The organism is Streptomyces sp. enrichment culture, from assembly GCF_964273255.1.
Taxonomy (GTDB): domain Bacteria; phylum Actinomycetota; class Actinomycetes; order Streptomycetales; family Streptomycetaceae; genus Streptomyces.
Map to the genome: position 1 here is coordinate 2062783 of NZ_OZ186835.1, position 25690 is coordinate 2088472.

25 protein-coding genes are annotated in these 25690 nt (G+C 72.3%); 7 read left to right on the top strand and 18 right to left on the bottom strand.

All coding sequences use genetic code 11. From position 1 onward, the window contains the following. Nucleotides 1-240 precede the first annotated feature (240 nt). From ligA to ACSU53_RS08745, 4 genes are read right to left on the bottom strand one after another with little or no spacing between them, the layout of a single operon-like run. A complete protein-coding gene (gene ligA, locus ACSU53_RS08730) occupies nucleotides 241-2439 on the bottom strand; it encodes an NAD-dependent DNA ligase LigA (protein WP_437026146.1) in 2199 nt (732 codons plus the stop codon). 14 nt (nucleotides 2440-2453) lie between these two features. Beyond that, a complete protein-coding gene (locus ACSU53_RS08735) occupies nucleotides 2454-3461 on the bottom strand; it encodes a methionine synthase (RefSeq protein WP_437026148.1) in 1008 nt (335 codons plus the stop codon). Nucleotides 3462-3515: 54 nt separating this feature from the next. Further along, a complete protein-coding gene (locus ACSU53_RS08740; RefSeq protein WP_437026150.1) occupies nucleotides 3516-4217 on the bottom strand; it encodes an SDR family oxidoreductase in 702 nt (233 codons plus the stop codon). An 18-nt stretch (nucleotides 4218-4235) separates the two neighbouring features. Then, on the bottom strand, nucleotides 4236-4775 hold the full coding sequence (locus ACSU53_RS08745; RefSeq protein ID WP_437026152.1) for a TIGR00730 family Rossman fold protein: 540 nt from the start codon (nucleotides 4773-4775) through the stop codon (nucleotides 4236-4238). Nucleotides 4776-4914: 139 nt separating this feature from the next. Between ACSU53_RS08745 and ACSU53_RS08750 the strand changes: the two genes are divergently transcribed. Both ACSU53_RS08750 and ACSU53_RS08755 read left to right on the top strand, forming a co-directional pair. Then, the gene (locus tag ACSU53_RS08750) at nucleotides 4915-5244 is read left to right on the top strand and encodes a DUF427 domain-containing protein (RefSeq protein ID WP_437026154.1); all 330 of its coding nucleotides are present in this window, start codon (nucleotides 4915-4917) and stop codon (nucleotides 5242-5244) included. 112 nt (nucleotides 5245-5356) lie between these two features. Continuing rightward, the gene (locus ACSU53_RS08755) at nucleotides 5357-6136 is read left to right on the top strand and encodes an alpha/beta fold hydrolase (RefSeq protein WP_437026156.1); all 780 of its coding nucleotides are present in this window, start codon (nucleotides 5357-5359) and stop codon (nucleotides 6134-6136) included. Nucleotides 6137-6257: 121 nt separating this feature from the next. On the opposite strand, the gene ACSU53_RS08760 is transcribed toward ACSU53_RS08755, so the two are convergent. Both ACSU53_RS08760 and ACSU53_RS08765 read right to left on the bottom strand, forming a co-directional pair. Continuing rightward, nucleotides 6258-7874 (bottom strand): adenosine deaminase family protein, encoded by a 1617-nt coding sequence (locus ACSU53_RS08760; protein ID WP_437026158.1) that lies wholly within the window; start codon nucleotides 7872-7874, stop codon nucleotides 6258-6260. A gap of 219 nt (nucleotides 7875-8093) precedes the next feature. Further along, on the bottom strand, nucleotides 8094-8660 hold the full coding sequence (locus ACSU53_RS08765; RefSeq protein ID WP_437026160.1) for an ATP-binding protein: 567 nt from the start codon (nucleotides 8658-8660) through the stop codon (nucleotides 8094-8096). A gap of 358 nt (nucleotides 8661-9018) precedes the next feature. Between ACSU53_RS08765 and ACSU53_RS08770 the strand changes: the two genes are divergently transcribed. Together ACSU53_RS08770 and ACSU53_RS08775 are read left to right on the top strand one after the other, a co-directional pair. Then, nucleotides 9019-9870: a helix-turn-helix domain-containing protein gene (locus tag ACSU53_RS08770; RefSeq protein ID WP_362092066.1), complete on the top strand. Its 852-nt coding sequence runs from the start codon at nucleotides 9019-9021 to the stop codon at nucleotides 9868-9870. A 12-nt stretch (nucleotides 9871-9882) separates the two neighbouring features. After that, nucleotides 9883-10083 carry a DUF397 domain-containing protein gene (locus ACSU53_RS08775; RefSeq protein WP_437026163.1) on the top strand — a complete coding sequence of 67 codons (201 nt, stop codon included), beginning with the start codon at nucleotides 9883-9885 and terminating at the stop codon, nucleotides 10081-10083. A 155-nt stretch (nucleotides 10084-10238) separates the two neighbouring features. Here ACSU53_RS08775 and mnmA read toward each other — a convergent pair whose 3' ends face one another. Further along, nucleotides 10239-11375 carry a tRNA 2-thiouridine(34) synthase MnmA gene (gene mnmA / locus ACSU53_RS08780; protein WP_437026164.1) on the bottom strand — a complete coding sequence of 379 codons (1137 nt, stop codon included), beginning with the start codon at nucleotides 11373-11375 and terminating at the stop codon, nucleotides 10239-10241. A 60-nt stretch (nucleotides 11376-11435) separates the two neighbouring features. On the opposite strand from mnmA, the gene ACSU53_RS08785 reads away from it, so the two are divergent. After that, nucleotides 11436-12125, top strand: coding sequence for an N-acetylmuramoyl-L-alanine amidase (locus tag ACSU53_RS08785; RefSeq protein ID WP_437026166.1), 690 nt, complete (start codon nucleotides 11436-11438; stop codon nucleotides 12123-12125). 61 nt (nucleotides 12126-12186) lie between these two features. Here the strand turns inward: ACSU53_RS08785 and ACSU53_RS08790 are convergent, their stop codons facing one another. The 3 genes from ACSU53_RS08790 to ACSU53_RS08800 form a co-directional block, all read right to left on the bottom strand. Beyond that, on the bottom strand, nucleotides 12187-13356 hold the full coding sequence (locus ACSU53_RS08790) for a cysteine desulfurase family protein (protein ID WP_437026168.1): 1170 nt from the start codon (nucleotides 13354-13356) through the stop codon (nucleotides 12187-12189). Between the two features lie 259 nt (nucleotides 13357-13615). Then, on the bottom strand, nucleotides 13616-13882 hold the full coding sequence (locus ACSU53_RS08795; RefSeq protein ID WP_437026171.1) for a DUF4190 domain-containing protein: 267 nt from the start codon (nucleotides 13880-13882) through the stop codon (nucleotides 13616-13618). A 227-nt stretch (nucleotides 13883-14109) separates the two neighbouring features. Beyond that, complete coding sequence (locus tag ACSU53_RS08800; RefSeq protein WP_362092049.1) at nucleotides 14110-14271, bottom strand: hypothetical protein; 162 nt, start codon at nucleotides 14269-14271, stop codon at nucleotides 14110-14112. 116 nt (nucleotides 14272-14387) lie between these two features. Here ACSU53_RS08800 and ACSU53_RS08805 point away from each other — a divergent pair, with 116 nt between their 5' ends. Next, entirely contained in the window at nucleotides 14388-15029 is a 642-nt protein-coding gene (locus ACSU53_RS08805; protein ID WP_437026174.1) for a TetR family transcriptional regulator, read from the top strand. A 214-nt stretch (nucleotides 15030-15243) separates the two neighbouring features. Here ACSU53_RS08805 and ACSU53_RS08810 read toward each other — a convergent pair whose 3' ends face one another. Beyond that, nucleotides 15244-16107 carry a thioesterase family protein gene (locus ACSU53_RS08810; RefSeq protein ID WP_437026176.1) on the bottom strand — a complete coding sequence of 288 codons (864 nt, stop codon included), beginning with the start codon at nucleotides 16105-16107 and terminating at the stop codon, nucleotides 15244-15246. A gap of 131 nt (nucleotides 16108-16238) precedes the next feature. Between ACSU53_RS08810 and ACSU53_RS08815 the strand changes: the two genes are divergently transcribed. Then, nucleotides 16239-17432, top strand: coding sequence for an alpha/beta hydrolase (locus ACSU53_RS08815; protein ID WP_437026178.1), 1194 nt, complete (start codon nucleotides 16239-16241; stop codon nucleotides 17430-17432). Here ACSU53_RS08815 and ACSU53_RS08820 read toward each other — a convergent pair. The 7 genes from ACSU53_RS08820 to ACSU53_RS08850 all read right to left on the bottom strand — a co-directional run bounded on the left by ACSU53_RS08820 (nucleotide 17377) and on the right by ACSU53_RS08850 (nucleotide 25537). Next, on the bottom strand, nucleotides 17377-18033 hold the full coding sequence (locus ACSU53_RS08820) for a trimeric intracellular cation channel family protein (protein WP_437026180.1): 657 nt from the start codon (nucleotides 18031-18033) through the stop codon (nucleotides 17377-17379). The genes ACSU53_RS08815 and ACSU53_RS08820 overlap by 56 nt on opposite strands. Nucleotides 18034-18310: 277 nt before the next feature. Continuing rightward, on the bottom strand, nucleotides 18311-19603 hold the full coding sequence (locus ACSU53_RS08825; RefSeq protein ID WP_437026182.1) for an ABC transporter ATP-binding protein: 1293 nt from the start codon (nucleotides 19601-19603) through the stop codon (nucleotides 18311-18313). After that, nucleotides 19600-20598 (bottom strand): ABC transporter ATP-binding protein, encoded by a 999-nt coding sequence (locus tag ACSU53_RS08830; protein ID WP_437026184.1) that lies wholly within the window; start codon nucleotides 20596-20598, stop codon nucleotides 19600-19602. Before ACSU53_RS08830 ends, ACSU53_RS08825 begins: the two co-directional genes overlap by 4 nt. Nucleotides 20599-20604: 6 nt before the next feature. Further along, nucleotides 20605-21567, bottom strand: coding sequence for an ABC transporter permease (locus ACSU53_RS08835; protein ID WP_437026186.1), 963 nt, complete (start codon nucleotides 21565-21567; stop codon nucleotides 20605-20607). Between the two features lies 1 nt (nucleotide 21568). Further along, nucleotides 21569-22573 carry an ABC transporter permease gene (locus tag ACSU53_RS08840; RefSeq protein WP_437026187.1) on the bottom strand — a complete coding sequence of 335 codons (1005 nt, stop codon included), beginning with the start codon at nucleotides 22571-22573 and terminating at the stop codon, nucleotides 21569-21571. 107 nt (nucleotides 22574-22680) lie between these two features. Further along, nucleotides 22681-24351 carry an ABC transporter substrate-binding protein gene (locus ACSU53_RS08845; protein ID WP_437026189.1) on the bottom strand — a complete coding sequence of 557 codons (1671 nt, stop codon included), beginning with the start codon at nucleotides 24349-24351 and terminating at the stop codon, nucleotides 22681-22683. A gap of 430 nt (nucleotides 24352-24781) precedes the next feature. Continuing rightward, nucleotides 24782-25537, bottom strand: a complete 756-nt coding sequence (locus ACSU53_RS08850; protein ID WP_437033086.1) for an enhanced serine sensitivity protein SseB C-terminal domain-containing protein — start codon at nucleotides 25535-25537, stop codon at nucleotides 24782-24784. Nucleotides 25538-25690 lie beyond the last annotated feature (153 nt).

Consider the following 25690-nt stretch of genomic DNA (forward strand, 5'->3'; position numbering starts at 1 on the left):
GGCGGTGGCCACGCCACGCGGCCCGATGCCCGACAACCCTCAGCGGCTCCGCGATGGAAAGCCTTACCCCGGACCCTTGGCGAACACTGGGATGCCCCGACCGCGGCTGGGCACGGCAGGTGCACCTCTCAACAGTAGGCCGCGGAAGGCTTCCACGGGCACCGGTCGCCGACGGTTGCCCGAATGCGCCCCGGCCACCCGTATGCATCTGGTATGCGCCGATCCGGGGGGCTTCAACCGTTACCCGTCGGCCGAAAGCGCGGCCTCGGCGGCGGCTTCCGGCCCGTCCGCGAGGAGGACCTCGAAACCCGCCTCGTCCAGGACCGGCACCTTCAGCTGCACGGCCTTGTCGTACTTCGATCCGGGGTTGTCTCCGACGACCACGAAGGACGTCTTCTTGGAGACCGATCCGGTCACTTTCGCGCCCTGGTCCTGCAGTGCCTCCTTGGCGCCGTCACGGGTGAACCGCTCCAGGGTGCCGGTCACCACCACGGTGAGGCCCTGGAGCGGACGCGGGCCCTCGTCCTCGCCGGAGGTCTCGTCCGCCATGCGGACCCCGGCCGCCTTCCACTTGCGGATGATCTCGCGGTGCCAGTCCTCGGCGAACCACTGCTTGAGCGAGGCGGCGATGATCCCGCCGACGCCCGGCGTGGCGGCCAGTTCCTCCTCGGTGGCCTGTTCGATGCGGTCGATGGAGCGGAACTCGCGGGCCAGCGCCTCCGCCGCCACCGGTCCGACGTGCCGGATCGACAGGGCGGTCAGCACGCGGGCGAGCGGGCGGTCCTTGGCGGCCGCGATGTTCTCCAGCATCGCCACCGCGTTCTTCTTCGCGGCGCCCTCCTGGTTGGCGAAGACGGTGGCGACCTTCTCCTCGCCGGTCTTCGGGTCCCGCTTGGGCAGCCCGCTGTCCTGGTCGAGCACGTACGCCTTGATGGGCAGCAGCTGCTCGACGGTCAGGTCGAACAGGTCGCCCTCGTCGCGCAGCGGCGGGTCGGCGGGTTCCAGCGGCCGGGTGAGGGCGGCGGCGGCGACATAGCCGAAGTGCTCGATGTCCAGGGCCTTGCGGCCGGCGAGGTAGAACAGCCGCTCGCGCAACTGGGCGGGGCAGGTGCGGGCGTTGGGGCAGCGCAGGTCGACGTCGCCCTCCTTCATCGCCTTCAGCGGCGTGCCGCACTCGGGGCACTCGGCCGGCATGACGAACTCGCGCTCGCTGCCGTCCCGCAGGTCGGCGACCGGGCCGAGGATCTCGGGGATGACGTCGCCGGCCTTGCGCAGCACCACGGTGTCGCCGATGAGGACGCCCTTGGCCTTGACGACGTCCTGGTTGTGCAGGGTGGCGAACTCGACCTCCGACCCGGCGACGGTGACCGGCTCGACCTGGGCGTAGGGCGTGACCCGGCCCGTACGGCCCACGCCCACGCGGATGTTGATGAGCTTGGTGTTGACCTCCTCGGGCGCGTACTTGTACGCGATGGCCCAGCGGGGGGCGCGGGAGGTGGTGCCGAGGCGGCCCTGGAGCGGGATCTCGTCCAGCTTCACGACCACGCCGTCGATCTCGTGCACCACGGAGTGGCGGTTCTCGCCGTAGTACGCGATGAACTCCCGGACGCCCTCGATGCCGTCGACCACCTTGTTGTGCGGGGAGGTGGGCAGGCCCCAGGACTTCAGCAGGTCGTACGCCTGGGAGAGCCGGGTCATGCGGCCGGGGAAGCCCTCCAGCGCGCCGATGCCGTGCACGACCATGTGCAGCGGCCGGGTGGCGGTCACCCGCGGGTCCTTCTGGCGCAGCGAACCGGCCGCCGCGTTGCGCGGGTTGGCGAACGGCTTGTCCCCGGCGGCCACCAGGCGGGCGTTGAGCTCCTGGAACTTCTCCATGGGGAAGAAGACCTCGCCCCGGATCTCCACCAGCTCGGGCACCTCCTCGCCGGTGAGCCGGTCGGGGATCTCGGCGATGGTGCGGACGTTGGGCGTGATGTCCTCACCGGTGCGGCCGTCGCCGCGGGTCGCCGCGCGGGTGAGGCGGCCCCGCTCGTAGGTGAGGTTGACGGCGAGCCCGTCGACCTTGAGCTCGCACAGGAAGTGGAACGCCTGCTCCCCCAGCTCGCGGTGGATGCGCTCGGTCCAGGCGGCGAGGTCCTCGTCGTTGAAGGTGTTGTCCAGGGAGAGCATGCGCGAGCGGTGCTGGACCGAGGTGAACTCCGTCTCGTACGCCCCGGCGACCTTCTGGGTCGGCGAGTCGGGGGTGCGCAGCTCGGGGTGCTGCTCCTCCAGTGCCTCCAGCTCGCGCAGCAGCCGGTCGAACTCGGCGTCGCTGATCACGGGCGCGTCGTTCACGTAGTACCGGAAGCGGTGCTCCTCGATCTGCTCCGCGAGCTGTGCGTGCTTCTCGCGCGCCTCGGCGGGCACGCTCGTCGTCTCCGCCTGCTGGTCGCCGGCCACTGGGTGTCCTCCCGTTACTCAGGGTTGTCCGCGAGGGATCTCGCGGCCCGGACGCAGTGGGCGTAGGCGGCCCGCGCGTACTGCGGGGAGGCCCCCGCGAGTCCGCACGCCGGGGTGAGCGTGACGGCCTCCGCCAGGAGGTCCGGTCGCAGCCCCAGCCTGCGCCACAGCGTTCTGACTCCTCCGACGCTACCGCCCGGGTCCGACAACGGGCCGTCCGTGCCGGGCACGACACCGGCGAGCAGCCGGATGCCGTCCTCGACCGCCTCGCCGATCGCCTCGTCGTCACGTTCGGTGAGGAGGGAGGCGTCGAAGGACAGGCCCGCCACGCCCGCCCGGCGCAGCAGGGCGAACGGCACGTCCGGGGCGCAGGAGTGCACGACGACGGGCCCGCCGTCGTGCGCCGACACGACGTCGCGGAGGGTCGCCTCGACGGTCTGACGGTCCACGGCACGGTGGGTGCGGTATCCGCTGGCGGTGGGCACCTGCCCGCGCAGGACGGCGGTCAGGGACGGTTCGTCGAGCTGGAGGACGAGCCGGGCGCCGGGCACCCGCCGCCGCACCTCGGCGAGGTGGAGGCGCAGCCCCTCGGCGAGGGAGGCGGCGAGGTCGCGGCAGGCGCCCGGGTCGGAGAGGGCGGCCTCGCCGTTCTTCAGCTCCAGGGCGGCGGCGAGGGTCCAGGGGCCGACCGCCTGCACCTTGAGCGGTCCCCGGTGGCCCTGGGTGAACTCCTCCAGCGCGTCCAGGTCCTCGCCGAGCCAGGAGCGGGCCCGCCGGGTGTCGCGGCCGGGCCGGTCGCCGATCCGCCAGCCGCTGGGCTCCACGCGCGCGTACAGCTCGACGAGCATGCCGGCGGTGCGGCCGATCATGTCGGCGCCGGGGCCGCGGGCGGGCAGTTCGGGCAGGTGCGGGAAGTCCTCGAAGCTCCCGGTGGCGGTCTTGGCGGCTTCCCGCGCGTCGGTGCCGGGCAGGGAGCCGACGCCGGTCGCGGGACCGAAGCTGATCTGGCTTTCTTCGCTCACGGGAGAAGCGTACGCAGCCGGCGGCCGGGGGTGGTGCCCCCGGCCGCCTCTCCCCTACGGGTGGCCCGGGCGCACCGTCAGGTCGTTGACCTCCGCGTCCCTCGGCAGGTCGAGGGCCATCAGCACGGTGGTGGCGACCGACTCGGGGTCGATCCATCGGCCGGGGTCGTAGTCCTTGCCCTCCTGCTGGTGCACCTTGGCCTGCATGGGGCTGGCGGTGCGGCCCGGGTAGACGGAGGTGACGCGGACGCCGGCCGCGTGCTCCTCGTGGCGCAGGGAGTCGGCGAGGGCCTTCAGGCCGTGCTTGGAGGCCGCGTAGGCGGACCACTCGGCGTGGGCGTTGAGGCCGGCCCCCGAGTTGACGAAGATCACGTGCCCGCGGCTCGCGCGGAGCTGGGGCAGGAAGTGCCGGGTCAGCTCGGCGGGGGCGATCAGGTTCACGTCGAGCTGGTGCCGCCAGGTCTTCGGGGTCAGCTCACCGACCCGGCCGAGGTCGACGACGCCGGCGATGTGCAGCAGGGAGTCGACCTGCTCGGGGACCGACTGGTGGGAGAAGGCCCAGCTGAGCCGGTCGGGGTCGGCGAGGTCGCCGACGAGGGTCCGGGCGCCGGGGAACGCGTCGGCGAGTTCCTTCGCCCGCCCCGCGCTGCGCGCGTGCAGCACGAGGTCGTCGCCGCGCGCGTGCAGGCGGCGGGCGACGGCCGCGCCGATGCCGGAGCCCGCTCCGGTGATCACATGGGTAGCCATGTCCGCCATGCTCGCATCACGGGAGGCTCAGCGGATGCCCCGGCTCTCCTCCAGGTGGGCCAGCGCCCCGACCGGCTCCTCGGCGAAGAACACCAGGTCGGTGAGCGGGCGGGGCAGGAAGCCCTCCGCCTCCATCCGGAGGAACTGCTCCTTCAGGCCGTCGTAGAAGCCCGCGGTGTTCAGCAGCACGACGGGCTTGTCGGTGTGCCCGTGCTTCTTCAGTTCCAGGATCTCGGTCGCCTCGTCGAGGGTTCCGGTGCCGCCCACCATGATCACCACGGCGTCGGACTTCTCCAGCAGCAGGCGCTTCCTCTCGGCGAGGTCCCGGGCGACGACCATCTCGTCGGCGCCCTGCCGTGCCTTGGCCGCCAGGAAGTCCACGGAGACGCCGACGAGCCGGCCGCCCGCGGCCTGCACCCCGTCGGCGACCACCTTCATCAGCCCGACGTCGGAGCCACCCCACACCAGGGTGTGCCCGCCCTTGCCGAGCAGGCGCGCGAACTCCCGCGCGGGGCGCGTGTAGCGCTCGTCGAGGTCGGCGGCGGAGAGGAAGACGCAGATGTTCACGGCCCCACGGTACGGGCCACCCCGCCCGGTGCGCTCCGGTCCCCCGGGGCGGGAAGAACGGGCGGCCGGCGCGCGCTGTACCCGGAACGGGCCGGCCGTCCGGCCGGCGGCGCCGCCGCATCCTCCAGGAGGGACCGTCGTGACCGCAGGACATCGCATCAGCATCGAGGAGAGCGACCGGCAGGTGCGCGTGGTGCACGGCGGGCGGGAACTGGCCCGCACGGACCGGGCGCTGGTGCTGCGGGAGACGGGCTGCCCCGTGCGGTACTACATCCCGCCCGAGGACGTGCGGCTGGACCTGCTGACCCCCTCCGGGACGCACACCTACTGCCCGTTCAAGGGCACGGCGTCGTACTGGTCGGTGCCGGACAAGGCGGACCTGGTGTGGTCCTACCCGGACCCGAAGCCCGGCGTCGCACGGATCAAGGACCACCTGTGCTTCTACGAGGCGGACGTGGACCGGGACTGACCGGCGGGGAGGACCGGGACGGCCGGCCGTCGTGACACCGAACCGAGGCGATCGGTGGACGCGCCGCCCGCCTCACCGACGAACACCGCGCGGTGCGGCAGTCTGCTGAGACATGGACAAGAACATCACTTCGCGCGACGGCACGTCCCTGGCCTACGAGAGCGCAGGGCGGGGTTCCACGATCGTCCTCGTCAGCGGCGCGATGTCGACCGGCGGCACGGTGGCGCCGCTGGCGGCTCCCCTGTCGGAGCGGTTCCGGGTGGTCGTGTACGACCGCCGGGGCCGGGGCGCGAGCGGTGACACCCCGCCGTACGCGGTGGAGCGCGAGGTCGAGGACCTGGCGGCGCTGATCGAGGAGCTGGGCGGTGCGGCGTCGCTGTACGGGGTGTCGTCGGGCGGCGCGCTGGCGCTGCGGGCGGCGGCGAGCGGGCTGCCGGTGCGTCATGTCGCCGTGTACGAGACGCCGTACGCCATCTCCGAGGAGGACCTGGCGGAGCGGGCCCGGTACACCGAGCAGCTGACGGCCGCCCTGGACGAGGGGCGGCGCGGGGACGCGGTGGAGCTGTTCCTGCGGCTGACCGGACTGGGCGAGGCGGTCATCGAGGGCGCCCGGCAGTCCGCCCTGTGGACCGGCATGGAGTCGATGGCGCCGAGCCTCGCGTACGACGACGCGGTGATGGGTGACGGGGGCGTGCCCCGGGAGCTGCTGGCGTCCATTCCGGTGCCGGTGCTGGCCATCGCGGGCGACGCCAGTCCGGGCTGGATGCGTGAGGCCGCGCGGGCGATCGCGGACACGGTGCCCCGTGGCACGTACCGCACGCTCCAGGGGCAGACGCACATGGTCGAGCCGGACGTCCTGGCGCCGGTGCTGGCGGAGTTCTTCGGGCGGTGAGCCGTCCCGGCGGGGCGGTGAGGCCGCAGCGCCCACCCCGCTGCCGCCTCCCGCACCGGCCGTCTCCGCCGCCGCGGGAGGCGGCGGCGGAGGGCACGCGGCGGCCCGGCCCGGCAGGGGTTCAGCGGGCGGTGCGGATCCCCGTCTCGAAGCGGTCGAAGGCCCGCTCCTGCTCCCACTGCGCGGCGGCCTTGGGGCTGGCGTCCAGCAGGCGCCGGCAGTCCGCGCCGGGACGGAGGGTGCCCAGCCGGACCCCGCGGCAGGCGGCGACGGGACGGTAGCCGTCCCGGGTGGGGTTGCCGTGCCACAGGCTCGCGCCCGGGAGGAAGGCGTACTCCAGGGAGGCCCGGGCCAGGTCCTTCAGCTCCGGGTAGGACAGGCCGTACGTGTCGGCGGCGTACCGGTACTCGTGGCTGATGTCGATGCGGCTGACGCCGGGGTCGTCGGTGGCCAGGACGACCGGCACCCCGTGGGCGCGGTAGGTCTCGAAGGGGTGGTCGTCGCCGCGCACCCCCAGGATCTGGGCGTTGCTGGTGAAGGGGACCTCGACGGCGGTCTCGCGGGCGGCCATGGTGCGGGCGGTGCGCTGCCAGTCGTCCTCGTGGACGAGGTCCACGCCGTGGCCGATGCGGTCGGCGCCGGCGACCTCCACGGCCTCCCGGATGTGGAACGCGAGGTCGGCGGGCTTGACCAGACCGGGCCACAACTCACCGGCATGCAGGGTGACATGGGCGCCGGGATAGACACCGCGGAGGTACTTCAGCATGCGCATCTGGAGGCTGTAGTCGCGCAGGGCGACCTCCGCGTCCTCGGGCTGGACCAGGTTGACGGCGACGAACCGCCCGTCGCGCTCGGCCAGGCGCATGCCGAGGGCCATCTGCGTGAAGACCCGTTCCGGGGCGCTGCCGCGCGAGACCTGGGAGATCCAGCGGACCGGGATGCGGCAGGCGGGCCGGGGGCTGCCGGTGTCACAGCGGGCGGCGGCGCGGAACTCGGCGTCGGCGTCGTCGGACTCCTTCTTCGCCTCGGTGACCAGCCGGTCCAGCCTGCCCCCGGCGGTCAGCTTCTCGTGCAGCCGGGCGAGGTCCGGATCCCAGCCGACCTCGGCGGCGAGCTTCTTCGCCCCGTCGGAGGCCGGGGTGACCATGGTCTCCAGGTAGAACTGGTTCTGCTCGGCGATGTCGTCCGCGACCTCGGCGAGCAGTTTCCCGCGGTGCCGCCACGTCACCTCGCCGAACCTGCCGAAGGTGGCGAAGAAGTGGTCGTGGCCGTTGCCGTCGGCCGGGAAGTCCTGCATGGACCAGGCACGCACGAGGGCGTCGTGGAAGGCGCGGTCCGTACGGGCGTCCGCGGCGGGGCGGGTGCCCGCACCGCACGGGGGCGGGACGGCGGTCATCGTCGCGGTGTCGACGCACAGCCCGTCCTCGGCGGCCAGCTCCACGAGGTACTCGGTGGAGACCGCGCCCGACAGGTGGTTGTGCAGGTCGCCCCCCTTGGGCAGGCGGCGGAAGAACTCCCGCGCACGCCGCGGGTCGTGGCGGACCGCGTCGAGGCGCGCGGCCGTCACCGCCTCGCCGGCGGTCACCGGGCGCGGCACCGTCGGCGAGGCCGGGCCGGAGGCGTCCGGGCCCGCGTGGGCGGCGGGCAGGACGGCGGGAGAGGACAGCAGTACCAGGGCACCGAGGCCGGTGACGGCCAGGGTGCGGGTGCGGCGCGAGAGGCCGGGGATCCGATGCATCACACCCGGGTGATCGGCGCGGCCGCCGTCCGGGACACGGGTGCGGGACGAGGTGCACCGGGTGATCACCCGGGTGGCGGAACGGCGCGGTGCGCGGGCGGGCGTGCGCGCCCTCCGCCGGCGCGGCGCGGGCGCATCGTTGGGGCGAAGCCGTGAACACATCGGAGCCGGCGTTCACGGCGTCGCGAGGCGGGCGGGAGGGCCCGGTGGGCCGCCCGGTCAGGCGGCGAGCACGGGCGGGCCCGGATGCAGGGGTCCGGAACCGTGATCGGCCCCTCCTCCGGGTGGTGGGTCACCTCCGCCGAGGACCAGATCGAACCAGACGGTTTTGCCGCCCACCCCGTACAACGACTCCCCGAGGGCACATCCGCCCCAGTCGTCGGCCAGCAGATCGAGGATCAGCAGGCCGCGTCCGCGTTCCGCTTCGGCCATGTCCGGGGCCGACGGCAGCGGGAACACCGGGCAGGTGTCCATGACGCTGACCCTCAGCACGGGGTTGGTCCAGCGCAGCAGCACGATGGCGGGGCCGGGCGAATACCGGACGGCGTTGGTGGCCAGTTCGGAGGTGAGGAGTTCCGCGCGATCGGTGAACTCGCCCAGTCCGTGCGCTCCCAGCACGGCCTTGAGCGTCGTACGGGCGACGGCCGGCCCGCGGGGATCGCGGGGGAATCGGAGCTCGTACTCCCAGGTCTCGGTGAACGGGATGAGGGGTGGGGCCGGGACGGTGTGCTCGTCCGCGCCGGGTGCTTCGGGGATCGGCTGGTGTTCCGGTTCCGCGTCGTTCACGCGGCACCTCCTTGTGCGTGGGCGGTCCTGTCCGTGGCGCGGCGCGTCGGCCCCCCGGTTCGTCGGGGTGATCGACACCTCCGTGCCGTACGGCGCCGCCCGCGTCCGGCCACATCGCGGGTCCGGTCCGCGATGTCCGACGGTGGCCTGCCGCCGCGCACCCCTTCCGTCGGGCCCGGGACGGCAGGGGGCGGGCGGTGCGCTTCCGCCGGGTGGGATGCGGGTGGCGTGGCTCACACGCTAGCGCGCAGACTAAAACACGTGCTACCTGGTTCATCAGAACGGGTTTTACTGCCTCTCCGGAGTGGACGCCCCTGACGAGGATCGGCAAACTGTGCGCGCGAGCAAGGAGTTGTAGATGGCGCCACGGCACCACCCGAGCATCCGTCAGCGTCGGTTCGGCGCCGAACTGCGGCGGCTGCGCGAGGCTGCAGGGATGGCCGCACCCGCGGCAGCGACGCGCCTCGGCGTGGACCGCACGATGATCTCGAACATCGAGTCAGGCCGGTTCGGCATCAGCGAGGATCGGCTGCGTCGACTCGCGAGCATCTACGAGTGCAACGACCCCGCACTGATCGACGCTCTGGCCGCGATGACGGGAGGGCGACCGAAAGGCTGGTGGGACGAGTACCGGGGAAAAATCCCGCCGGACTTTCTCGATGTGGCGGAGTTGGAGCACCACGCCACGAGCATCAGAACACTCCAGACCGCCCATATCCCCGGGATCTTCCAGACGGAGGACCACGCAAGGGCCCTCTTCGATCTGTTCGTTCCGGCTCTGCCGCGCCTGGAGGTCGAACTCCGGGTGGCACAGCGCATCGGCCGGCACAGCGTGATCGCGAGGAGTCCAGGTGTGCCCTATGTGGGTTATATCCATGAAGCGGCCCTGCGGATGCGCATCGGCGGGCGCCACATCGCGAAGGCCCAACTGAACCGCTTGCTCGAAGAGAGCGAACGCGACAACGTCCGGCTACTCGTCATCCCCTTCGCAGCAGAAGGCTTCCCCATGGCCGGGGACACCGTGATGTACGCGGCGGCTCCGAACCCGCACCTGGACACGGTGCAGGTGGACTCGCCCATCGGTGCGGTCTTCTTCGACTCCCCCACCCATCTGGCCAACTTCCGGACACGGCTGGACTTGATCGAGCGAGTGGCGTTGAATCCGAGGGAATCGAGGGACTTTGTCCTCGACATCATCGGAGATCTGTAAGAGGTGTCGACCGTGAACGAGTTGAAGTGGCTCAAGTCCTCGCATTCCGAGGCATCCGGCAACGCATGCATTGAGTTCGCGGCATGCGACGAATCCCACATAGCAATACGCGACAGCGTTTACCCGAGACGGCATTTCTCGGTCGGCCGGAGAGCGTTCACCTCATTTGTCACTGCGACCAGGTCCGAGCTGTTCCACCACGGCAGTCGTTAGCCGGGATTCGGCACAGTAACGTCCGTCTCCGACGGAGAGGCCGCTCCGGCGGGCAAGTCGGGCATCCGCCCTGCCGGACCCGATACCCCTGCTTTCCGCCCCACTTGGCGCGTCGCCTCCTCCCGGAGCAACCCCACCCGCTCCCGGCCCGTGCCTCAGGCCGTCGCCGCCTGCTGCGTCGCGCGGACCGTCGAGGCGATCGTCGCCGAGCCCACCACGCGCGTGCCGTCGTACAGCACGATCGCCTGGCCAGGGGCGACACCGCGCACCGGCTCGGTGAAGCGGACGCGCAGTTCGCCGTCGACGGGCTCCGCCGTCACCTCGGTCTCGCCGCCGTGGGCGCGCAGCTGGGCGGTGTAGGTGCCGGGGCCGACGGGGGCCGCGCCGCACCAGCGGGGGCGGATCGCGGTGAGGGCGGTGACGTCGAGCGCGTTCGCCGGGCCGACGGTGACCGTGTTGTCGACCGGGGAGATGTCGAGGACGTAGCGGGGCTTGCCGTCGGGGGCGGGGGTGCCGATCCGCAGGCCCTTGCGCTGGCCGATGGTGAAGCCGTACGCACCCTCGTGGGTGCCCACCTTGGCGCCGGACTCGTCGACGATGTCGCCCTCGGAGCGGCCGAGGCGGTCGGCGAGGAAGCCCCGGGTGTCGCCGTCGGCGATGAAGCAGATGTCGTGCGAGTCGGGCTTCTTGGCGACGGCGAGCCCGCGGCGCTCGGCCTCGGCGCGGATCTCCTCCTTGGTGGTGACGGTGTCACCGAGGGGGAACATCGCGTGGGCGAGCTGGCGGTCGTCGAGCACACCGAGGACGTACGACTGGTCCTTGGCCATGTCGGAGGCGCGGTGCAGCTCGCGGGTGCCGTCCTCGCGGAGGACCACCTGGGCGTAGTGGCCGGTGCACACGGCGTCGAAGCCGAGCGCGAGCGCCTTGTCCAGCAGCGCGGCGAACTTGATCTTCTCGTTGCAGCGCAGGCACGGGTTCGGGGTGCGGCCGGCCTCGTACTCGGCGACGAAGTCCTCGACGACGTCCTCGCGGAAGCGGTCGGCGAGGTCCCACACGTAGAAGGGGATGCCGATGACGTCGGCGGCGCGGCGGGCGTCGCGGGAGTCCTCGATGGTGCAGCAGCCCCGCGCCCCGGTGCGGAACGATTGCGGGTTGGCGGAGAGCGCGAGGTGGACGCCGGTCACGTCGTGACCCGCTTCGGCGGCGCGTGCGGCGGCGACGGCGGAGTCGACTCCGCCGGACATGGCGGCCAGGACGCGGAGGGGGCGGGTGCGCTGCGGGGTGTCAGTCATAGCCCCTCCAGGGTACGGGGGCGCGGGAACCACGGCCGCCGGGTATCCGTTGGAGATCGCATGGGGGCGAGACGAGCATCCGAGGACGGGGACCGGCGCATCGGGCGGCGGGCCCTGATCGTGGGCGGAGTGGCGGCCGCGGCGGGCACCGCGGTGCTGGCGCGGGACGAGCTGGCCCGGCTGTGGTGGCGTGCCCCGGGGGTGGCCAAGCCCCGGAAGCCGGGCGAGGTGGACTTCGCGGACGCCCGCTGGATCGCCGCCTCGGAGGCGAACTGGCGTCGCGCGGACCGCCCCGACGACTACGGCATCGACATGGTGGTCGTGCATGTCACGCAGGGCAGCTTCGACAGCGCGGTGAAGGCGTTCCAGGACCCGGGACACCGGGCGGCCACCCACTACATCGTCGGCCAGGACGGCCGTGTGGCGCAGATGATCCGCGAGCTGGACGTGGCGTACCACGCGGGCAACCGGGACTACAACGAGCGCAGTGTCGGCATCGAGCACGAGGCGTTCGTGGACCGGCCGCAGGACCTCACCGACGAGATGTACGAGGCGTCGGCGCGGCTGACGGCCCGGATCTGCGCGCGCTACGAGATACCGGTCGACCGGAAGCACATCATCGGGCACGTCGAGGTGCCGGGCACCGACCACACCGATCCGGGCCCCCACTGGGACTGGGACCGGTACATGAAGCTGGTCCGCCGGGCCCGCACGTCGCTGAGCACGCCGGACGCCTCCGCCTCCCCCTGATCAGCCGCCCCAGGGCCGGGCGGCGCGCCCGGGCGGTCGGCCCGGCAGCGCCCCCGGACGGTCAGGACAGTCCCGCGGCGCGGGCGCGTTCGACGGCCGGGCCGATGGCCTCGGCCAGGGCCCGCACGTCGGCCTCGGTGGAGGTGTGGCCGAGGGAGAAGCGCAGGGTGCCGCGGGCCAGGTCGGGGTCGGTGCCGGTGGCCAGCAGGACGTGGCTGGGCTGGGCGACGCCGGCCGTGCAGGCGGAGCCGGTGGAGCACTCGATGCCCTGGGCGTCGAGCAGCAGCAGCAGGGAATCGCCCTCGCAGCCGGGGAAGGTGAAGTGGGCGTTGGCCGGAAGCCGTCCTCCGGGCTCCGGGTCGCCGCCGAGGATCGCGTCCGGGACGGCCCGGCGGACCGCGGCGATCAGGTCGTCGCGCAGGGCGCCGACCTCGCGGGCGAAGCGCTCCTGCTCCTTGGCGGCCACCCGCCCGGCGACCGCGAAGGAGGCGACGGCCGGGACGTCGAGGGTGCCGGAGCGGACGTGGCGCTCCTGCCCGCCGCCGTGGAGCACGGGGACGGGCGTCTGGTCGCGGCCCAGGACGAGCGCGCCGATGCCGTAGGGGCCGCCGATCTTGTGGCCGGAGACGGTCATCGCGGCGAGCCCGGAGCTGCCGAAGTCGACCGGCACCTGACCGAACGCCTGAACCGCGTCGGAGTGCAGCGGTACGCCGAACTCGGCGGCGACCTCGGCGAGTTCCCGGACCGGCAGGACGGTGCCGATCTCGTTGTTGGCCCACATGACGGTGGCGAGGGCCACGTCGTCGGGGTTGCGGGCCAGGGCCTCGCGCAGGGCGTCGGGGTGCACCCGGCCGTGGTGGTCGACGGGCAGGTACTCGACGGTGGCGCCCTCGTGCTCGCCGAGCCAGTGGACGGCGTCCAGGACGGCGTGGTGCTCGACCGGGCTGGCCAGCACCCGGGTGCGGGCCGGATCCGCGTCCCGGCGGGCCCAGTACAGGCCCTTCACGGCCAGGTTGTCGGCCTCGGTGCCGCCGGAGGTGAGCACGACCTCGCTGGGCCGGGCGCCGAGGGCCTCGGCGAGGGTCTCCCGGGCCTCCTCGACCGTGCGCCGGGCCCGTCGGCCGGCCGCGTGGAGGGAGGAGGCGTTCCCGGTGACGCCGAGGTGCGCGGTGAGTGCCTCGACTGCCTCGGGGAGCATCGGGGTGGTCGCGGCGTGGTCGAGGTATGCCATGGTGGGGCCGATTCTACGGGGCACCGGACGGCCACCCGGGGGCGCGGTCGGCCGGGAGTCCGGGGCCACGTCGCGCCCCGGACTCCCGGCCGACGGCCCTCGCGGCCGTTCGGGCGCTCTGCGGCCGACGGGCTCGGCACACCGGCCCCGGGCTCCTGTCACCCGCGAGCCCGTCAGCGGTGACCCATCAGGCGTCACACGTCACCCGTCAGGCGCCACGCGTCACGCGCCAGGTCACCCGCACCCGTCACCCTTCGCCTCACAGGCTCCAGGAGACGGTGCCGTCCGCCTGCATGAAGGCCAGCAGGACGAGCAGGTCGGCGACGCCGAGCCCGAGGCCGAGGAAGGCGCGTCCGCGCCGGGCGGTGCCCCGCCACAGGGCCAGGCTCGCGAGCACGATGGCGAGCGGCCCGAGGACGACATTGAGGACGAGCAGGCCCAGCAGGCCCAGGACGAAGGACGCGACGGCCATGCCGTCGGCGTCGCGGATTCCGGTGCGGTCGGTGGCCGGAGCGGTGAGCCGCATGGTGATCGGTTCCCTCGGTCGGCGAGACGTCGGACGGTCGGAGGCCGGCACGGTGCGGGAGCGCGGGGCGCCGGTGCGGGCGTCGTTTCCGGCGGTGAGCGCGCGGCCCAGGGTGCCCCCGAGGCTCGCGCGCCGCCGTGCGGGAGCCCACCGGGCGTCCCGGACGCGCGCCGTGTTCGGTCGGTGCGCGGTCAGCGCGGTCAGTACGGTCAGGACGGTGAGAGGGGTCAGTGCGCCGAGCCGCGGCGGCCGTGGCGCTCGCGCAGGGCGAAGATGCCCAGCCACACGGCGACGGCGAGCCCCGCGACGACGGTGAACTCCGGCGGCGCGTGGGCGACGGTGCCCAGGACCACGCCGAGCAGCATGAGTGCGGCGACCAGGAACAGCATGATCGGTTTCCCCCAGAGACTTGGGTGAACAGTCGTAGTTACACTCGTTCACTGACTACCCAGTCTAGCGGGGCCCTCACTTTGCAATCCCGGAGAACAGTTGTTGACTGCATGGCATGAGTCACACCCCCGGCACCCGGCAGGCCCAGAAGCAGAGGACCCGGCGGGCCCTCCTCGACGCGGCGCTGGAACTGCTGGAGAACCAGAGCCTGAGCAGCCTGGGACTGCGTGAGGTCACCCGCGCCGTGGGCGTCGCCCCGACCGCCTTCTACCGGCATTTCCACTCCATCGCCGACCTGGGCGTGGTGCTGGTCGAGGAGGCGCTGGGCAGCCTGCACCCGATGATCCGGACCACGGTGGCCACCCCCGGCGACACCGAGCAACGCATCACCCGGGCCGTCGAGCTGATCGCCGGTCACGTGGACAGGTACCCCGCCCACGTCCGCTTCATCGCCCGGGAGCGGCACGGCGGGGTCCGTCCGGTGCGTGAGGCGATCCGGGACCAACTCGCGCTGTTCGCCGGTGAGGTGGCCGAGGCGCTGGCCACGGATCCGGTGTCGCGGGGGTGGGGCGAGGACGACCTGCTGATGCTCGCCCAGATCTACGTGGACCTGATGCTGAGCACGGCGTCCCTGTTCCTGGAGACGCTGGACGCGCCCCCGGAGGAGCGGGAGCGGGTGGCCCGTCTGTCCTCCCGCCGCCTGCGGCTCATCGGCATCGGCCGACAGCACTGGCTGGACGCGCCGGTACGCGCATGAGGACCGGCGGCCGGGCGCGGGCCCGGCGGCGAAGCGGGCAGGGGGCCCGGCACAGGCCGCCGACGAGGGCGGCCACCGCCGGGTGACGGGACCCGGCGACAGGCGCAGGCAGCCACCGGGCGCGCCCCGGCGCGTGCGCCGACGACGCAGGGCCGGGACGGAGCGGATCCGTCCCGGCCCTCGGTGGAGGGGCGTCCGCCCGCGGGCGGGCCGCTCAGCCCAGCCGGACGCGGGCGAGCTGGCGGGACTGGGCCACCAGGCGGTCGGCGGAGTCCCAGACCTCGGCGTCCTCCTCCAGGAAGCCGCCGGCGAGGTTGCGGGTGGTGACGGAGACGCGCAGCGGACCCGGGGCGGGACGGGCGCGGACGTGCGCGGTCAGCTCGACCGTGGGCACCCAGCCGGAGAGCCCGAGTTCGAAGGCGGTGGGCGGCAGCGCGTCCACCGCGAGGAGCAGCGACAGCGGGTCCTGGTCCCGGCCGTCGGCCAGGCCGAACCAGGAGCGCATCTCGCCGCGGCCGGAGGGCTTGCCGAGGGCCCAGCCGAGGGTGGACGGGTCCAGCTTGAGCATCAGCCGGTCGGTGATGGCGGAGCTGCCCTCGACCGGGGCGGGGCCGTCCTCGGGGCCGAAGCACTGGTCCATCGGCGGGATGGCGGGCGGCTCGGCGGTGGTGCGGACGTCGTCCGGCAGGGCGTCCAGGTCGCCGTAGGAGGCGAGGACGCGGATGCGTTCGACCTCCCGGCCCTGTTCGTCCTGCTGGACGAGGGACGCCTGCCCGGTCGACAGGCTGCGTCCGGTGCGGACCGTCTCCGTGCGGACGACCGCCGGGCCCGGCTGGGAGGCGGTCAGGTAGTGCGCGGAGATGGTGAACGGGTCGGAGTGCGGCAGGGTGTCGGCGAGGGCGCGGCCCAGGACGGCCAGCAGGTAGCCGCCGTTGACGGCGCTGATGATCGTCCAGCCGGCGGAGAGGTCGATGTCGTAGACGCCGGGCGCGCGACGGACGACCGCGGTGTCGCGGTCGAACTCGCTGTCACCGATCGTGGCCCGGACGGCGGCCGGGGCGGAGGCTGCATCTGGCATGGGCTGTACAGTACAAGAGTCACCTACTAAGCGGTAGCTTTGCGTGCGTCCGCGGGCGACATCACAGACGATGTCCGGGCGCCGACCGGTTTGGGATGAACCCCCGGACCCGTCCTCCCCTCTATCGGGGCATGAGCCTCACCGGGATCCCGTTCCTCTGCACCCTGGCCGTGCTGACCGCCCTCGCCCTCGCGCTGCCGCTCGCCCTGTGGACCCGGGTCGGCGGACCGCGTGCCGTGCGGGCCGCCACCCGGATGCTCATGCTGGTCTTCGCCCAGGTCACCGCGGTGGCCCTGGTCTTCACCCTGGTCAACAACAGCAACCAGCTCTACGACAGCTGGTCCGACCTGCTCGGCACCGGCGACCACGTGCGGGAGGCCGCCGACCTCGGGAGCGACGGCACCGGCGGCGTCGCGGTCGAGCGTCTGCCGAAGGTGGCCCAGACCTTCACCCCGGCCGGCGGACCGGGCATGCGGGCGGCGGGCGGGGTCCGGGTCACCCGGCTCGACGGACGGGTGTCGGGGGTGCGGGCCGAGGTGTACGTCTGGCTGCCGCCGCAGTACGACGACCCGGCCTGGCGCGACCACGCGTTCCCGGTCGTCCAGCTGCTCCCCGGATACCCGGGGTCGGCCAAGGCCTGGTTCGGCACCCTGGACGCGCACGAACAGCTGCTGCCGTTGATGCGCAGCGGCCGGATCGCGCCCTTCATCCTGGTCGCCGCGCGCACCTCCCTGCTGCCGGGCGCGGACACCGGCTGCGCCAACCTGCCCGGCCGGGTCAACGCCGAGAGCTGGCTGAGCGTCGACGTGCCGCGCATGGTCCGGGACAACTTCCGCGCCCAGGCGGCGCCGGACGGCTGGGCGGTGGCCGGTTACTCGGCGGGCGGCCACTGCGCCACCAAGCTGGCCCTCGCCCACCCCGACCGCTACCGGGCCGCCGTGAGCCTGTCCGGCTTCAACGACCCGGCCGCCGAGCGCACCGCCCTCACCGGCCGCGACCCCGTGCTGCGCAGCGCCCACAACCCGCTGCGGATGCTGCGCGAGGCGGTCGCGCCGCCCAAGGTCTCGCTCTACCTGTCCGGCCAGCGCAAGGACGGCTACGAGGACGCCACCGCCCTCGCCCGTGCGGCGACGTCACCGACGAGCGTGCAGGTGGTGCGGCTGCCGCGCAGTGCGGGCGGACACACGATGGCGCTGTGGCGGCCCCAGGTGATCCCGTCCTTCCGCTGGCTGACGGAGGAACTCGGCGCTCAGCCCGTCCCGTCCGGCGCTACTCCTCCCGGACCGAGGAGCGCCGCTGCCACGCCCGGGGCGCCCGCCAGTTGAACCGCAGGGCCAGCAGCCGGATGAGGAACGCGGCGACCGCGGCGGAGGCGCTGGTGACCGGGTTCAGGGTGTCGAAGCGGATGCACACCGCGGTGAGCGTGGCACCGACGATCGCGGGCACCGCGTACAGGTCGCGGTCCCAGCGCAGCAGGGAGGGCACCTCGTTGGCCAGGACGTCGCGCAGCACACCGCCGCCCACGGCGGTCATCAGGCCCAGGGCCGCGCTGGCGGCCAGGTTCAGCCCGTAGTCGTGCGCCTTGACGGTGCCGACCACGCAGAACAGGCCGAGGCCCGCCGCGTCGAAGACGTTGACGCCCCGCTGGAGGCGCTCCACGTGGGGGTGGAAGAAGAACACCAGCACGGTGGCGATCAGCGGGGTGACGAAGTAGCCGAGGTCGGTGAAGGCGGCCGGCGGCACGGCACCGATCACCAGGTCCCGGAAGAGACCGCCGCCCAGACCCGTGACCTCCGCAAGCACGGCCAGGCCGAAGACGTCGAAGTTCTTGCGGACGGCCAGCAGCGCACCCGAGATCGCGAAGGCGAAGATGCCGATCAGGTCGAGCGCGTGCAGGAGGGACGGGCTGAACAGTTGCTGGAGCACCCGGCCATTCTGGCTCAGCCGGCGGTCCCCGCCGCACCGCGTGCCAGGGGCGGGCCCCCGGCACCCGCGCCGGGTCCGTGACGGGTCCCCGGCACCCGCGCCGCGTCCGTGCCGGGTCCCCGGCCCGTCGCCGGACGGCCCGGGCCGCGGCTCCTCGTGACCGAGCGGGCCGGCCCGGCGCCCGGACCGGCCCGGGACGACCCCGGGACGACCCCGAACAAAGGGGAGCGCCGGGCTCAACGCCCGGCGCTCCCCCGCGTCGCTGTCCCGTGGTCCGTCAGCCGGTCTTGTCCACGGACGCCCCGGAGTCCTTCGGCCCCTCGGCGTCGGCGGCCCCGTCGGACGCCTCGGGGTCCGCGGCTCCCTCGGCCGCCTCGGCCACCTCGGCCTCGGCGATCGCGTCGGCCGTCGGCTCGGCCGTGGCGGCCATCTTCTCCTTCACCGCTCCGGGGTCCGGCTTGGTCGTCGAGTCGGCCGGCAGCAGGGCTGCGGGGGCCTCGACGGCCTCCTCGGGCTGCTCCGTCACCGCCTCGTCGGTCCGCGTGACGGCGCCGATGTCGGTCGGCCGGGTCGGCTGCAGCTCCCCCGACTCGATCTCGGCGGCGAAGTGGCAGGCCACCTTGTGCCCGTCGCCCGCGTCCACGAGTGCGGGACGGTCGGTCGCGCACGTCGGCTGCGCCCACGGGCAGCGGGTGTGGAACCTGCACCCCGACGGCGGGTTCGCGGGGGACGGCAGGTCGCCCTGGAGCAGGATCCGCTCGCGACGGTCCTCGGCCTCGGGGTCGGGCAGCGGCACCGCCGACATCAGGGCCTTGGTGTACGGGTGCTTGGGCGCGGCGTACAGGGCGTCGCTGGGCGCCTCCTCCACCAGGGAGCCGAGGTACATGACCCCGATGACGTCGGAGATGTGCCGCACCACCGCCAGGTCGTGGGCGATGACCACGTAGGTCAGTCCCAGCGACTTCTGGAGCTCCTCCAGCAGGTTGATCACCTGGGCCTGCACCGACACGTCGAGCGCCGAGACCGGCTCGTCGCAGATGATCACGTCGGGTTCCAGGACCAGGGCCCGCGCGATGCCGATGCGCTGGCGCTGACCGCCGGAGAACTCGTGCGGGTAGCGGGAGAGCGCGTTGACCGGGAGGCCGACCTTGGCCAGGACCTCCTTGATCCGCTCCCGCCGCTCCGCCTGGTTCGCCCCGATCCCGTGGGCGGCCATGCCCTCGCTGAGGATCGACTCGATGTTCTGCCGCGGGTTGAGGCTGCCCAGCGGGTCCTGGAAGACCATCTGGAGCCGCCGGCGGTACCGGCGCATCTCCTCGTCCGGCAGCTTCGCCAGGTCGGTCCCGTCGAAGACGACCTCGCCGTCGGTGATGTCGACCAGCCGCAGGACCCCGCGGCCCAGCGTCGTCTTGCCGCAGCCGGACTCGCCGACGAGCCCGTAGGTCTGACCGGCCTCGACCTTCAGGGACACGCCGTCGACCGCGTAGACGTGGCCGACCGTGCGGTCGAACAGCACGCCCTTCTTGACGGGGAAGTGGACCTTCACGTCCGAGAGTTCGAGCAGGCTCATGCCGAGACCTCCGCCGGGGACGTGGGAAGGACCGGGTTGACGCAGCGGACCTGGTGTCCGGCGGCACGCGGTTCGGTCAGTTCGGGCGTGCCGGTCAGGCACTCCATGGTGTACCGGTCGCAGCGGGGCGCGAAGGCGCAGCCGTCGGTCCAGGCGATCCGGTCGTTGATGGAACCGCGGATGGGGTGGAGCGGTTCCCCGCGCGGCGCGTCGAGCCGGGGGATGGAGCCGAGCAGCCCGTGGGCGTACGGGTGGGTCGGGTGGGTGAACAGGTCCCGCCGCCCGGCCGATTCGACGGCCCGGCCCGCGTAGAGCACGTTGACCTGGTCGCAGAGGCCGGCCACCACGCCGAGGTCGTGGGTGATCATCAGCAGGGCGGTGCCCTCCTGGTCGACCAGTTCCTTGAGCAGTTCCAGGATCTGGGCCTGGATGGTGACGTCGAGGGCGGTGGTCGGCTCGTCCGCGATGAGCATCCGGGGCGCGCATGCCACGGCCATCGCGATCAGCGCGCGCTGCCGCATGCCGCCGGAGAGCTGGTGCGGGAACTCCTTGATCCGCCGGGTGGGGTCGGGGATGCCGACCCGGTCCAGCAGGTGGGCGGCCTCCTTGCGGGCGGCCTCCCCCTTCAGGCCGCGGTGGCGCTGGAGGATCTCGGTGATCTGGACGCCGATGGGGACGACCGGGTTCAACGAGGACAGCGGATCCTGGAAGATCATCGCGAGCTGGCTGCCGCGGATGTCCCGGCGTTCCTGCGCGGACATGGTCAGCAGGTCCCGGCCGTCGAAGACGGCCCGGCCGCCCACCCGCACGCCCTTGGCGGGCAGGAGTCCCATCAGGGCGAGCGAGGTCACGGACTTGCCGCAGCCGGACTCGCCGACGAGACCCACAACCTGGCCTTCGTCGACGTCGAAGGAGACACCGTCGACCGCGATCGAGTCCTTGCGGCCCTTGGCCGTGAAGGTGACGCTGAGTTCGTCGACTGAGAGTAGAGCCATGGGAGTTCAGCCTCGCAGTTTCGGGTCGAGCGCTTCGCGCATGGCCTCGCCGAGCAGGGTGAAGCCGAGAGCGGTGATGATGATCCCGAGCGCGGGGTAGACCGCCATCATCGGCTCGTTGTCGAAGAAGCGCTGGGCCTGGGCGAGCATGACCCCCCATTCCGGGATGGCGGGGTCCGGGTTGCCGAGGCCGAGGTAGGACAGGGCCGCCGCCTCGATGATCGCGGTGGCCAGGGACAGCGTCGCCTGGACGATGACCGGGCTGAGCGAGTTGGGCAGGATCTGGGTGAGGACGATCCGCTTCTTGCGCAGGCCGAGGGACTTGGCCGCGAGCACGTAGTCCGAGCCGCCCTGCACCAGCATCGAGCCGCGCAGCAGCCGCGCGAAGATGGGGATCTGCACGACACCGACGGCGATCATCACGGTGGTCAGCGACTGTCCCATCACGGCGGCGATGGAGACGGCCAGCAGCAGCGAGGGCAGCGACAGCATGATGTCGGTGAACCGCATGATCACGGTGTCGATCCGCTGTCCGGCGCGTCCGCCGAGGGTCGCAGCGGCGCCCGAGCAGATGCCGATGGCGGCACCCACGACGAGGCCGATGAGCATCGACACGACACCGACGAGCAGGGTCTGACGGGCTCCGACGAGCCACCGGCTGAACAGGTCCCGGCCGAGGTGGTCCAGGCCGAACCAGTTCTCGCCGCGCATGCCGACGAACTCGCCGCGGTTGGGGAAGACGTCGCCGCGCCAGGTCTGGGCGGTGGGCGCGTGGGGGGCGACCCACGGTCCGACGATCGCGAGGACGACGAACAGGGAGATGATCACCGCGCCGATGGCGGCCATCTTGCTGGCCCGCAGCCGCCGCATCGCCTCGCGCCACAGGCTGGCGCCGCTGGTGACCTCGTTGGTCGTCATCAGCTCCGCGAGCCGGTCGATCTTGTCGGCCTTCTTGGTCACGGTCGTCACGTCAGTGCACCCGCACTCTCGGGTCGATAAGGCTGTACGCGATGTCGACGAGGAGGTTGATGAGGACGTAGACCATCGCGATGAAGAGAATGAACCCGACGAGCACGGGGTAGTCACGGCCGTCGATCGCCGTGCGGATGAACGAGCCGATGCCGCCGAAGTCGAAGACCGACTCGGTGAGCACCGCACCGGACAGGAGACTGCCGGTCAGCAGGCCGACCGCCGTGATCACGGGCAGCAGCGCGTTGCGCAGCACGTGGCGGCCGCGCACCACGCGCTTCTCCAGTCCCTTGGACTCGGCGGTGCGCACGTAGTCCTCACCGAGCACCTCCAGCACGCTCGCCCGGGTCATGCGCACGATCACGGCGAGGGGGATGGAGGCCAGGGCGACCGCGGGCAGGATCAGGTGCCAGATGGCGTCCCAGCTCGCGTCGAACTCGCCGGTCAGCAGGCCGTCGAGGACCGCGAAGCCGGTGACCTCGGTCGCGTTGATGCCGGTGGTGAGCCGTCCGGAGCTCGGGAACAGGCCCAGCTGCACGGAGAAGACGGACCTGAGCAGGATCGCCAGGAAGAACACCGGGATGCAGATGCCGACGAGCGACGTGGAGACCGAGGCGACGTCGATCCAGCCGCCACGGCGCTTCGCCGCGAGGTAGCCGAGCGGGATGCCGACGAGCACGGCGATGAGGATCGCGGCGATGCTGAGTTCCACGGTCGCCGGGAACCGCAGCGTGAACTCCTCCCACACCGGCTGGCCGGTCTGGGTGGAGGTGCCCAGGTCGAGCTCGAAGATGCGCTTGAGGAAGCGCCAGTACTGGACGTGGACGGGCTGGTCCAGCCCGAGCGCACGGTTGATGCGCGCCACTTCGGCCTCGGTGGCCTTCTCCCCCAGGATCGCTGAGGCGGGTCCACCGGGCAGCCGGTCGAGCCAGAGGAAGAGCAGTACCGACAGGCCGAGCAGCGTGGGTATGAGCTGGAGCAGTCTTCGTACGACGAGACGCAGCACCCCGCATGCCCCTTTCTAGCGTGATGTGTTACTGAACGGAACCGCCCGGCCGCCGAGTTGCGACGGCCGGGCGGACACCCCCCGTTGGTGCTTCACACCGCGTGCGCCTACTTGAAGGACGCCTCGGCGAACACTTCCTGCGTCAGCGGGGAGACGTTCGGCGGGTTCACGTTCTTGGCGAAGGCGATGGCCGGCGGGGACGACGAGACCGGGACGCCCGGCAGGTAGTCCATGATGACCTCGTTGGCCTTGGTGTACGCGGCCACGCGCTCCTCGTGGTTGCCCAGCTTCGAGCCGGCGTTCACGGCGTCGAAGACCTTCTTGTCCTTGAAGCCCCACTGCTTGTCGAACCCGGCGAACCAGGTGCCGATGAAGTTGTAGCCGTCGTTGAAGTCACCGGTCCAGCCCAGCATGTGCAGGGCGCAGGAGCCGGCCTCGGTGGCGTCCAGGTAGTCCGGGGCCCACTTCATGGCCTTCGGCTTGACGGTGATGCCGGCCTTCTCCAGGTCGGCCTTCATCAGCTCGAACAGGTCCTGCGGGGCAGGCATGTACGGGCGGGTGACCTCGGTCGGGTAGCAGAACTCGATCTCGAGCTTCTCCTCACCGGCCTTCTTGAGGAGGTTCTTCGCCGCGTCGACGTCGAACGGGTACTGCTTGACGTTCTTGGAGTAGCCCTCGACGGTGTCCGGCATGAACTGGTCGGCCACCTTGCCGCCCTCGGGCAGCTGGGTCTTGACCAGGTTCTCCTTGTCGATCGACTGCGCGATCGCCTGGCGGACCTCCTTCTTCTTGAGGGCCGGGTTCGCCGACTGGCTCATGCCCACGTAGAAGATGTTGAAGACGCCACGGGTCGGGACGACGAAGCCCTTGTCCTCGAGGGTCTTGACGTCGGCCGGGGCGACCAGGTCGTAGCCGTCGATGTCACCGGCCTCCAGGGCCTGACGGCGCGTCTGCTCGTCGGAGATGGTGCGGAAGACCAGGTTCTTGATCTTCGCCTTCTCGCCCCAGTAGTCGTCGAAGCGCTCCAGGGAGACTTCCTTGTTCCCCTTGTTCCACTTCGTGATCTTGTACGGGCCGGTACCGGCGACCGTGCCGGCCTCCTGGCTGTACTTGGGGTACGTGATGGCGTCGCCCTTGGCGGAGGCGTCCTGCTTCTTGTACGCCTCGATGGCCTTCGGCGAGTGGATCGCGAGGGCGTTGAGGGAGAAGCCGCCGGGGAGGTTGGCGGAGGGCTTCTTGACCTCGATGACGGCGGTGTGCTCGTCCTTGGCGGTGCAGGACTTGTAGTTCGCCTCGGGCGTCTCCGGGTCCTCGTTCTTCGCGAACCCGCCCATGATGGTCTGCCAGTAGTAGGAGACCGCGCTCGACTGGTACGTGCCCGTCCAGTTGAACCAGTGGTCGTAGTTGGCGCACACCGCGGCGGCGTTGAACTCCTCGCCGTCGTGGAACTTCACGTTCTTGCGGAGGTCGAAGGTCCAGACGGTGCCCTCGTCGTTGCTGGACCACTTCTCGGCGAGACCGCCGACCAGCTCGCTGCCGCCGGACTCGTGCTCCAGCAGGGCCTCGAAGGCCTGCCGGGTCACGCGGAAGGTTTCACCGTCACTGGCCAGGGCAGGGTCCAGGGAACCCGGATCACCGGCGCCGGCGAAGACGAAGGTGTCCTTGTCGCCACTGCCTTCGTTGTCACTGTCCCGGTCGCTGGAGCAGCCCGTGGCGATCAGACCGACCGCGACCGCGGCCGTGATCACCCGAGCGGCTCGGGACTTGGATATGCGCATATGGGGCCACTCCGGGTCCGCTATGTGGATGCAAGATGACCGCCCGAACACTACTCACGTTCGCAGGGAGTCAGGAACAGTCCGGATAGCGGTGATACCTACCTGAGATCTGAACACTTGACATAAGGGACGCATCAGGCGCCCGTTGCCGGGACCGCCCGCCGCGGACCCTCCGGACCCGCCGTCAAGCACCCTCCGTCCGGCTGGGCGTGTGCCGCGCTCGACGCGAAACCGCAGGTGATGGATGGGTGACCGGCGGTAGCTCGACCCGCCGCCTCGTATGAGGTCCAGACCGTCCGACGGGAATTCAGGCGTCCGGGCGTCGTGGAGTTCCGTCCACGGCCGCCGGTCCGCATCCTGGACGCTCCGGTCGGCTCGCAGGGGCGCCGGAGCCGTCCGCCGACGGGTGCGCGCCGCGGATCCGGCCCGGTCAGTGCCGCTGCGCGGGCGGGTGGCCGTAACCGGCCGCGGGGGCCGGGGCGGCGGCGGGGGCGTGGGCCTCCCGGTCGTAGAACGGACGGGCGTTGACGCGCAGCCACATGGCGACCGGGTCGTGCTCGTCGGACATCGCCACCGTGGACACCGGCAGGCCGTCCGGGACGGCGCCGAGCGACTGCTGCATCATGCCGCGCACCGCGTCCACCGACGGCGGCGACACGTCGTACACGTCGAGCCCGATGGCCAGGTACGGCGCCCCCAGCGCGGGCTGTACCCAGGCGCGGCGCAGCGCGCGGACGGCCGGGGTGCGGTGTGCGTTCTGCGCGAGCAGGGCGTAGAACTGCGGGATCTCGATGGCCGGTTCGGACAGCCGCAGCGGTCCGGCCGGCTGCCGGTCGAGGCCGGTGGCGATGCGGCGCAGGTCCAGCCAGGGGATGCCGACGCCGCCGCCGGGGGCGTGCGGGTTGAGCCAGAGACCGTAGCGGTCGGGGTACAGGGCACGGGCCACGTCGAGCCCGTCGACCACCTCGTAGGAGCGGTTCCAGCCGCTGGCCGACAGCTCCTGCGCGGAGGTGACGCAGGGCGCGTAGCCGAGGCCGTCGACGTCCATGTTCCCGTACTGGGCGTCCGGCGAGCCGGCCTGGCCGTGCCACAGCAGCATCCAGACCTGGCCGGAGGAGGGGGTCGCGAGCGCGCGCAGCAACGCCTCGTAGGCGTCGTAACGCCCGGGCGTCACCTGGCGCAGCATGTGCTCGACCTGCCCGGCCGCCGCGGTGCCAGCGCTCACTTTGTATCGCCCCTCCGTACAACGCCTCGCCCGAGCCAATGAACCTAGCTTAAGCCGCCCCGCGCCGGCCGGACCGGTACCGGTCCGGGCGGCCGTACGGCCGCCCGCGCCGCC

Coding starts and splice junctions, on each gene's coding strand:
- ACSU53_RS08740 (WP_437026150.1), bottom strand. CDS start 4,217: ATGGCGGACATGGCTACCCATGTGATCACCGGAGCGGGCTCCGGCATC.
- ACSU53_RS08755 (WP_437026156.1), top strand. CDS start 5,357: ATGGACAAGAACATCACTTCGCGCGACGGCACGTCCCTGGCCTACGAG.
- ACSU53_RS08760 (WP_437026158.1), bottom strand. CDS start 7,874: ATGCATCGGATCCCCGGCCTCTCGCGCCGCACCCGCACCCTGGCCGTC.
- ACSU53_RS08770 (WP_362092066.1), top strand. CDS start 9,019: ATGGCGCCACGGCACCACCCGAGCATCCGTCAGCGTCGGTTCGGCGCC.
- mnmA (WP_437026164.1), bottom strand. CDS start 11,375: ATGACTGACACCCCGCAGCGCACCCGCCCCCTCCGCGTCCTGGCCGCC.
- ACSU53_RS08785 (WP_437026166.1), top strand. CDS start 11,436: ATGGGGGCGAGACGAGCATCCGAGGACGGGGACCGGCGCATCGGGCGG.
- ACSU53_RS08790 (WP_437026168.1), bottom strand. CDS start 13,356: ATGGCATACCTCGACCACGCCGCGACCACCCCGATGCTCCCCGAGGCA.
- ACSU53_RS08795 (WP_437026171.1), bottom strand. CDS start 13,882: ATGCGGCTCACCGCTCCGGCCACCGACCGCACCGGAATCCGCGACGCC.
- ACSU53_RS08800 (WP_362092049.1), bottom strand. CDS start 14,271: ATGCTGTTCCTGGTCGCCGCACTCATGCTGCTCGGCGTGGTCCTGGGC.
- ACSU53_RS08805 (WP_437026174.1), top strand. CDS start 14,388: ATGAGTCACACCCCCGGCACCCGGCAGGCCCAGAAGCAGAGGACCCGG.
- ACSU53_RS08810 (WP_437026176.1), bottom strand. CDS start 16,107: ATGCCAGATGCAGCCTCCGCCCCGGCCGCCGTCCGGGCCACGATCGGT.
- ACSU53_RS08815 (WP_437026178.1), top strand. CDS start 16,239: ATGAGCCTCACCGGGATCCCGTTCCTCTGCACCCTGGCCGTGCTGACC.
- ACSU53_RS08825 (WP_437026182.1), bottom strand. CDS start 19,603: ATGAGCCTGCTCGAACTCTCGGACGTGAAGGTCCACTTCCCCGTCAAG.
- ACSU53_RS08830 (WP_437026184.1), bottom strand. CDS start 20,598: ATGGCTCTACTCTCAGTCGACGAACTCAGCGTCACCTTCACGGCCAAG.
- ACSU53_RS08845 (WP_437026189.1), bottom strand. CDS start 24,351: ATGCGCATATCCAAGTCCCGAGCCGCTCGGGTGATCACGGCCGCGGTC.
- ACSU53_RS08850 (WP_437033086.1), bottom strand. CDS start 25,537: ATGCTGCGCCAGGTGACGCCCGGGCGTTACGACGCCTACGAGGCGTTG.